The organism is Arsenicicoccus sp. UBA7492 (assembly GCF_002479615.1).
Classification (GTDB): domain Bacteria; phylum Actinomycetota; class Actinomycetes; order Actinomycetales; family Dermatophilaceae; genus Arsenicicoccus; species Arsenicicoccus bolidensis.
Genome location: NZ_DLOE01000051.1, coordinates 24,858 through 32,114 on the forward strand (window position 1 = coordinate 24,858; position 7,257 = coordinate 32,114).

Sequence of the window (7,257 nt, forward strand, 5' to 3'; positions counted from 1 at the left end):
GTCCACCCCTGAAGGAGATTCGTGATGTTCGAGTACTTCCCCGGCAACTATGTCTGGAACCTGGGCGTCGTCGCCACGCTCAACTCGGGCGGCCTGATCGACGAGGTGGACCGCGCCTGCCGCCCGATCCGGGACATCGCCGCGCAGGGCTCGGACGTGGGGACCCGCGAGTTCCTCGAGGCCTGGGCGGCCGTCGCCTCGGACCTGGAGCGAGCGGCCGAGCGGGACGAGGAGCGGGGCTGGCGCGAGGCGGCCGGCCGCAAGTACCTCCGCGCCGCCGTCTACCTGTGCCAGGCCGAGCGGATGCAGGAGGCGGGCGAGGAGCGCAACGTGACCTACCGTCACCTGCTCGACCTCATGACCAAGGCCTTCGAGCGGATGGACCCGGACACCACGGCGGTCCGGATCCCCTACGAGGGCACCACGATCCCGGCCTACTTCACCTCGGCGGGACCCGGCGCCCCGTGCATCGTCATGGTCAACGGGCTGGACTCCACCAAGGAGCACATCTACACCTCCGGGTTCCCCGCCGAGCTCAAGGCGCGGGGCATCTCCTGCCTGCAGGTCGACCAGCCCGGGGCCGGTGAGGCGCTCCGGCTGCAGGGCCTCACCGCGCGCATCGACAGCGAGGCCTGGGCCGGCGCGTGCGTCGACCACCTGCTGGAGCGGGGCGACGTCGACCCCGACCGCATCGGCATCGCCGGATGGTCGCTCGGCGGCTACTACGTGCCGCGGGCGGCGGCGTTCGAGAAGCGCTTCTGCCTCGCCGTCGCGTGGGGCGCCAACCACGACTGGGGCGCGGTGCAGCGGCGCCGCCTCGAGCGCGAGGGCGAGAACCCCGTCCCGCACTACTGGAAGCACGTCCTGTGGGTGTGGGGCCACGAGGACCTCGACGCGTTCATCGAGTTCGCCGACGACATCAACCTCGACGGCGTCGTCGAGCGGATCGACGTGCCCTTCCTCATCACCCACGGCGAGGAGGACCGGCAGATCCCCCTCCGCTACGCGCACCGGTCCTACGAGCAGGCCACGACGTCCCCCAAGCGCGAGCTGCGCATCTTCAGCCGCGCCGAGGGCGGCGCCGAGCACATCGGGCTCGACAACTTCCCCCTTGTCGTCGACTTCACGGCCGACTGGATCGAGGAGACCTTCGACGAGATCGGCGAGGGCCGCTACCGCCGGCAGGTCTCCGCATGAGCGCCGTGACGTGGGACCGGTCCGACCCCGAGGGCGCCGTCGCGGCCGCCGTCGCCGCCTGCTCCAACTGGGGCCGGTGGGGCGAGGACGACGTGCACGGCACGCTCAACCACATCGACGACGACGCCCGCCGCCGGGCTGCGGGACTCGTCCGCACGGGCGCGACCTACTCCCTCGCGCAGCGCTTCGACATGGACGGACCGCAGAAGGGCTGGCGCCGCCGCACCAACCCGGTCCACACAATGCTCGACACCGGGACCGACGCCGAGGCGGGGGTGCAGGGCTTCCCCCACGGCATCGGCGGGGCCGACGACGTGGTGGCCATGCCGCTGCAGTGCTCGACGCAGTGGGACGGGCTCGGGCACATCTTCGACCACGGTCGCGCCTGGAACGGCCGCCGGGCCGGTGAGGTCGTGACCTCGCTCGGCGACCAGGTCACCGGGATCGAGACGGCGGCCGACCGCATCGTCGGGCGGGGCGTGCTGCTCGACGTGGGTCGCGCCCTCGAGCCGGGCGACGAGGGCGACGAGGGCGAGCAGGGCGAGCTGCCCGACGGGTTCGCGATCACGGCGGACCACCTGGAGGCGACGATCGCCGCGCAGGGCGAGACCTCCCAGGTGGGGCGCGGCGACCTCGTGCTGGTGCGGACGGGCCAGCTGTCCCGCGCCCGCCGCGAGGGCTGGGGCGACTACGCCGGGGGCGCTGCGCCCGGGCTGTCCTTCGGCACCGCGCCGTGGATCCGCCGGCGCGAGGTCGCGGCCGTCGCCACCGACACGTGGGGCTTCGAGGTGCGTCCCAACGAGTTCGACGTGCCGTCCTTCCAGCCGCTGCACCAGGTGGTGATCCCCAACCTGGGGCTGTTCGTCGGCGAGATGTGGGACCTCGACGCGCTGGCGCAGGCGTGCGCGGCAGACGGCGTCTACGAGTTCCTGCTGGTGGCAGCGCCGTTGCCGGTGACGGGGGCCGTCGGCGCCCCGGTCAACCCCATCGCGCTGCGCTGACGGAGGGGTCGCCGGGTGGCGCTCGGGGTCACGCTCCGGTCGCCACCGCCCGGGCCAGCGTGGACACGATCGACGTGCGCGCAGCCCGGCCCTCCGGGCTCGGGGTGAGGGGATAGACGTGCACGAGCCCCTCCCGCTCGTGGAGGTCGACCTCGACGCCCGCCTCGCGCGCCCGGGCGACCAGCACCCGTGCGTCGGGCCACAGGATGTCCCGGGTGCCGACATACAGGCTGATCGGGCCCAGCCCCGCGAGGTCCGCCGCGATCGGGCTGACCAGCGGGTCGTCGAGGGGCAGCCCGTCGCGCCATAGGTCGATGTGGACGCGCGTGCCCTCGCGACCGAGCCAGGGGTCGCGGGGGAGCACCGCGTCGATCTCGGGGTTCGTCAGCGACAGGTCCAGGGCGGGGGCGATCAGGAGCGTCCGCGGCAGGATCCGAGCATCCCCGTCCCGCAGCAGTATCGCCGCCGACAGCGCGATCTGGCCACCGGCGGAGTCGCCCGCGAGCGCGGTGGTGCCCCAGCGCTCCTGGCTGCGCAGGACCAGGTCGGCGAAGCCCGGCACCACCTGCGCCGCGGTCCCGTAGGGCACGAGCGGATAGATCGGCACGGTCACCGCCACCTGCGCCTCGGCGGCCACCTGCGCGGTGAGCTCCCAGTGCTGGCGGGCGATCTCGCCGTACCACCCGCCGCCGTGGGCGTAGACGACGCCGCCCACCGGCTCGCCGGACCGCGGACGGATCGTGTAGACCGGCCAGCCGTCGACCCGCTCCACGTCGATGCGAACGTCCTTGCGCAGCAGGCGCGGTGGGCCATAGGCCTGAGGCCGGGTGGTCACCTCCGCCAGGCGCCGCCGGGCGCCCTGCTCGGTGAGGAACGGCCGGTTGGCGCGCATCGCGCGCAGGAGGAGCGGCACGACGGTCCGGGACATCAGCGACGGCATGTCCTCACCGTATGCCGAACCTCCTGCGCCGCGACGCGATCTCAGTCCCCCAGGCGGCGATAGGTGCGGACGTACAGGGGCAGGAAGGCCGCCGTGAGCAGCGCCGGCCACACCACCGCGAGCACCATGGCGTGCTCCGTGGCCCAGGTCGAGCCGACGATCGTGGAGGCGCCGCACAGCTCGCGCACCGCCGTGACGGTGGCCGACAGGGGGTTGAGCTCGGCGACCAGCCCCAGCCAGGTCGGCATGGTGGTCGGGTCGACGTACGCGGTCGACAGCATGCTGATCGGCCACACGAGGATCTGCACGGCGGCGACCGACTCGGGGCCACGGGCCGTGAGCCCACCGTAGATCCCGACCCAGAGCAGGCCGATGCGCAGCCACAGCAGCAGGACCGCCGCGACGGCCATGCCGGCGAAGGATCCGGGGCGCCAGCCCAGCGCGAGCCTGCCGAGGACCACGAGCGCGAGACCGATCACCGAGGCCGCCACGTCCGCCAGGCCGCGTCCGCCGAGCACCGACAGGGCGCGGATCGGCAAGGAGCGCAACCGATCCGTGACGGACGTCGCCGCGTCGCCGGCCACCGCGATCATGGTCGTCTCCAGGCCGAAGAGCATCGTGACCGCAAGGATCCCGGGCACCGCGAGCTGCAGGTAGGAGCGGGTTCCGCCGGCGATGGCGCCCCCGAGCAGCCCGGTCATGAGCAGCAGGACCAGCAGCGGGAAGGCGGCGGTCAGGAGGAAGGCCCCGGGCTGGGCGCGCCAGTGGCGGGCGGTGCGCCCGGCCAGCAGGGTGGACTCGTGGACGAGGCTGGTCATGCCGTCACCTCCGTCGCGGTGAGGGTGAGATAGACGTCCTCGAGGCTCGGTTCGCGCAGCTCCATCCTGGGTCGCCCGCCAGGCGCCGGATCTCGCCGATGGTGCCGGCCGCGACGACCCGCCCCTGGCGCAGGATGACGACGTCGTCGGCGAGGGCGTCGGCCTCCTCGAGGTGCTGCGTCGTGAGCAGGATCGTCGTGCCCGCGTCGGCGAGGGCGCGCAGGTCGTGCCACAGGTCGCGCCGGGCCCGCGGGTCGAGGCCGGTGCTGGGCTCGTCGACGAAGAGCACGGTGGGGTCGTCCACCAGGGCCGCCGCGAGGTCGAGCTTGCGACGCATCCCGCCGGAGTAGGTCCGCACCGGCCGGCCCGCCGCGTCGCTCAGGCCGAACCGCTCGAGCAGCTCGCCGACGCGGGCGGTCGCCGACGCCTTGTCCCGGCCGCGGAGCCGGGCGAAGAGCACGAGGTTGTCCCTGCCGCTGAGTCTTTCGTCGACCGAGGCGGCCTGTCCGACCAGGGCCGTGTGCCGGCGGACGGCGTCCGGCTGGGTCACCACGTCGTGCCCGGCGATGCTGGCGATGCCCGACGTCGGCCTGGTGAGGGTGCTGAGCATGCGCACCAGCGTCGTCTTGCCGGCGCCGTTGTGGCCGAGGAGGGCGCACACGCGCCCTCGCCGGACCGTGAGGGTCACGCCGTCGACCACGGCGGTTCCGTCATACGTCCTGGTCAGGTCCTGCGTGCAGATGGTGGGATCCATGGCTGCCGACCACTCCTTCGTACGTTGTACGTTTATCGTACAACGTACGAACACCATGGGCTGCCAGGATGTTCCCCATGCCCAGGAAGGCCACCCGCCCCGGAGACCCCACAGCCCTGCTCGCGCTCCTGTGGGCGTCCGACCAGCCCCCGGGGCGGGGCGCGACCTCGGTGCCGGCGATCACCGACGCGGCCCTGGCGATCGCGGACGAGAGCGGCCTCGACGCCGTCACGATGCGCAGCGTCGCCGACCGGCTGGGCGTGGGGGCGATGACGCTCTACGGCTACGTGCCCGGACGGGCCGAGCTCGTGGAGCTGATGGTCGACCGCCTGGCGGCGCGGACGTATGCCGGGCAGCGCGCGCCCGCCGACGTCGGCGACTGGCGCGAGGCGGCGCGACACATCGCTCGTCGCACCTACGAGCACGCGCTGGCCCACCCGTGGTCGGTCGACGTCACGCCCGCGCGTCCCGTGCTGGGGCCCGGGGTCCTCGTGAAGTACGACCAGGAGCTGGCGGCCCTGGACGGGATCGGGCTGAGCGACGTCGCCATGGATCGGCTGCTCTCCTCGATCACGAATCTCGCCGCGGGTGCTGCCCGCTGGCAGATCGGCATGCAGCGCACGCGCGCGGCCAGCGGCCTGACCGACGAGCAGTGGTGGGAGCGCATGGGCCCCGCGCTCGCGGAGGCCATGGGTGACCTGCGGGTCCCGGTGGCCGACCGGGTGGGCTCGGCGGCGGCCAATGCCGGCGACCCCACGGGCTCGCTCACGTTCGCGCTCGAGGCGCTGCTCGACGGGGTGGCCCAGCAGCTCCCGCGTTGACCGGTCTGGGGCGACCCGAGATCGGGGCTGCTTCTGGTGGTCATGACCACCAGGAGTGGCCCCGATCTGCCGGTGCAGGGTCGTCGCCTGCACGGAGCCGGTGACGGTGGAGCCGGGGGCGGCGCGACGCGATCGAGGGCGCTGGTAGGTTGCTAGCATGACAGCGAGCCGTACGACGAAGAGCCAGTTCAACGTCTACCTGCCCCCCGAGCTGGTGCGTGAGGTCAAGCACCACGCGATCGACGACGGCGTCAGCCTGAGCCGGCTCGTGGAGGCCGCGCTGCGCGAGCACCTGTCCTGGCACACCGGGTCCGACTCGGGCTCCTCCGCGGGGGGCTCCGGCCCCGGGGCCGGACGCCCGGCGTACGCCTGATGACCTCCGAGAGCCTCTGGCGGGACCCGGACTTCGTCCGCTACTGGGCGTCCCGCGCGGTGTCCATGCTGGGCTCGGCGATCACCTACGTCGCCCTGCCGGTGCTCGTCTATCGCCTCACCGGGTCGGCGACCTGGACGGGCGTGGTGACCGCGATGGACACGCTGCCCTTCGTGTTCTTCGGGCTGCTCGGAGGGGCCCTCGGGGACCGGCTCGACCGGCGCGCGCTCATGGTCGGCGCCGACGTCGTGGCGGCGCTCGCCATCGGCTCGATCGTCGTCGCCCACCTGCTCGGGCACCTGTCGATCGCGCACCTGCTCGTGGCGGCCTTCCTGTCCGCTTCTGCCGCAACGATCTTCGACGGCGCCAACTGGGGTGCCCTGCCGACGCTGGTGGGGCGGGCGCGGCTGCCGGAGGCGAACGCCAAGGTCTACGGCACCGTGTCGGTCTTCGACGCGGCCGGTCCAGCGGTCGTCGGTCTGCTGCTCGCCGTGGTCGAGCCCGGCACCCTGCTCATCGTCGACGCCGCCAGCTTTGCCGCGAGCGCCCTGCTGATCCGGGGCATCTCGCGCGCGCTGTCACCGTCACGGCCCGGTGGCCGGGTGGGAGTGCGGCAGCTCGGCCGCGACGTGGGGGAAGGGCTGGCCTACCTGGCCCGCCATCCTCTGCTGCGGCCCATGACGATCGTCGCGATCTTCGGATCCGCCGGTGCCGCAAGCATCCTCGCCGTGACGGTGGTGTGGTGCGACCGGGTGCTCGGCATCGGGACGTCGGGGTGGAGGTTCGGACTCCTGTATGCCGCATGGGGGCTCGGCGCGCTCCTGTCGTCCTTGGTGCTGGCCCGGGCCATGGGCGCGCTCGGCGCCATCCGGCTGACGCGGCGCCTGCTCCCCGTGGTGACGCTGCTGGCCCTCGTGCTCGCGTCGGTCGACCGGTTCGCGCTCGCGGTGCCGATCCTGCTGTCCTACGTGGGGATCCACACGCTGCAGTACACCTCGGTCGTGACCTGGCGGCAGCAGGTGATCCCCGACGAGCTCCTGTCCCGCGTCTCGAGCGCGGCACGGCTGATCGGCTGGGGAGCGGCGGCGTCGGTTGGCGCCCTCGTGGCCGGCCCGGTCGCCCAGCACTGGGGCGTGCGGACCGCGATCCTCCTCGCGGCGAGCCTGCACGCCTGCGGCGCCGCCCTCACGTGGGTGCCGGCACTGCGGCGGGCCGAGCCGGCGAGCAGCGCGACGCCGGCCTAGGCACGACACCGGCCGGGCCGGTCTGCTCGGCTCGTTCGTCGCGTGCGGGCCCAGGCGCCTGGCATCCGTGCGCTGGGAGCTCACAAAAGTGGCTCTTCTGACGCTTCCG

The 7,257-nt window shown here is 73.4% G+C and carries 8 protein-coding genes; 5 read left to right on the forward strand and 3 right to left on the reverse strand.

The genetic code is table 11. From position 1 onward, the window contains the following. Window positions 1–24: 24 nt before the first annotated feature. Together B4E97_RS16165 and B4E97_RS16170 are read left to right on the forward strand one after the other, a co-directional pair. Complete coding sequence (locus B4E97_RS16165; protein ID WP_019287391.1) at window positions 25–1,197, forward strand: alpha/beta hydrolase family protein; 1,173 nt, start codon at window positions 25–27, stop codon at window positions 1,195–1,197. Continuing rightward, on the forward strand, window positions 1,194–2,198 hold the full coding sequence (locus B4E97_RS16170) for a cyclase family protein (RefSeq protein ID WP_286960746.1): 1,005 nt from the start codon (window positions 1,194–1,196) through the stop codon (window positions 2,196–2,198). Before B4E97_RS16165 ends, B4E97_RS16170 begins: the two co-directional genes overlap by 4 nt. A 28-nt stretch (window positions 2,199–2,226) precedes the next feature. Here the strand turns inward: B4E97_RS16170 and B4E97_RS16175 are convergent, their stop codons facing one another. Genes B4E97_RS16175 through B4E97_RS16185 form a run of 3 tightly spaced genes read right to left on the reverse strand, consistent with a single transcriptional unit; the run spans window position 2,227 to window position 4,710 of the window. After that, complete coding sequence (locus B4E97_RS16175) at window positions 2,227–3,138, reverse strand: alpha/beta hydrolase fold domain-containing protein (RefSeq protein WP_286960747.1); 912 nt, start codon at window positions 3,136–3,138, stop codon at window positions 2,227–2,229. A gap of 41 nt (window positions 3,139–3,179) precedes the next feature. Next, the gene (locus tag B4E97_RS16180; RefSeq protein WP_286960749.1) at window positions 3,180–3,956 is read right to left on the reverse strand and encodes an ABC transporter permease; all 777 of its coding nucleotides are present in this window, start codon (window positions 3,954–3,956) and stop codon (window positions 3,180–3,182) included. A gap of 4 nt (window positions 3,957–3,960) precedes the next feature. Then, a complete protein-coding gene (locus B4E97_RS16185) occupies window positions 3,961–4,710 on the reverse strand; it encodes an ABC transporter ATP-binding protein (RefSeq protein WP_286960751.1) in 750 nt (249 codons plus the stop codon). A gap of 77 nt (window positions 4,711–4,787) precedes the next feature. On the opposite strand from B4E97_RS16185, the gene B4E97_RS16190 reads away from it, so the two are divergent. The 3 genes from B4E97_RS16190 (at window position 4,788) to B4E97_RS16200 (ending at window position 7,148) form a co-directional block, all read left to right on the forward strand. After that, on the forward strand, window positions 4,788–5,531 hold the full coding sequence (locus B4E97_RS16190) for a TetR/AcrR family transcriptional regulator (RefSeq protein ID WP_019287395.1): 744 nt from the start codon (window positions 4,788–4,790) through the stop codon (window positions 5,529–5,531). Window positions 5,532–5,688: 157 nt separating this feature from the next. Beyond that, entirely contained in the window at window positions 5,689–5,904 is a 216-nt protein-coding gene (locus tag B4E97_RS16195) for a CopG family transcriptional regulator (RefSeq protein ID WP_019287396.1), read from the forward strand. Next, window positions 5,904–7,148 (forward strand): MFS transporter, encoded by a 1,245-nt coding sequence (locus B4E97_RS16200; protein ID WP_019287397.1) that lies wholly within the window; start codon window positions 5,904–5,906, stop codon window positions 7,146–7,148. The genes B4E97_RS16195 and B4E97_RS16200 overlap by 1 nt, the downstream gene beginning before the upstream one ends. Window positions 7,149–7,257 lie beyond the last annotated feature (109 nt).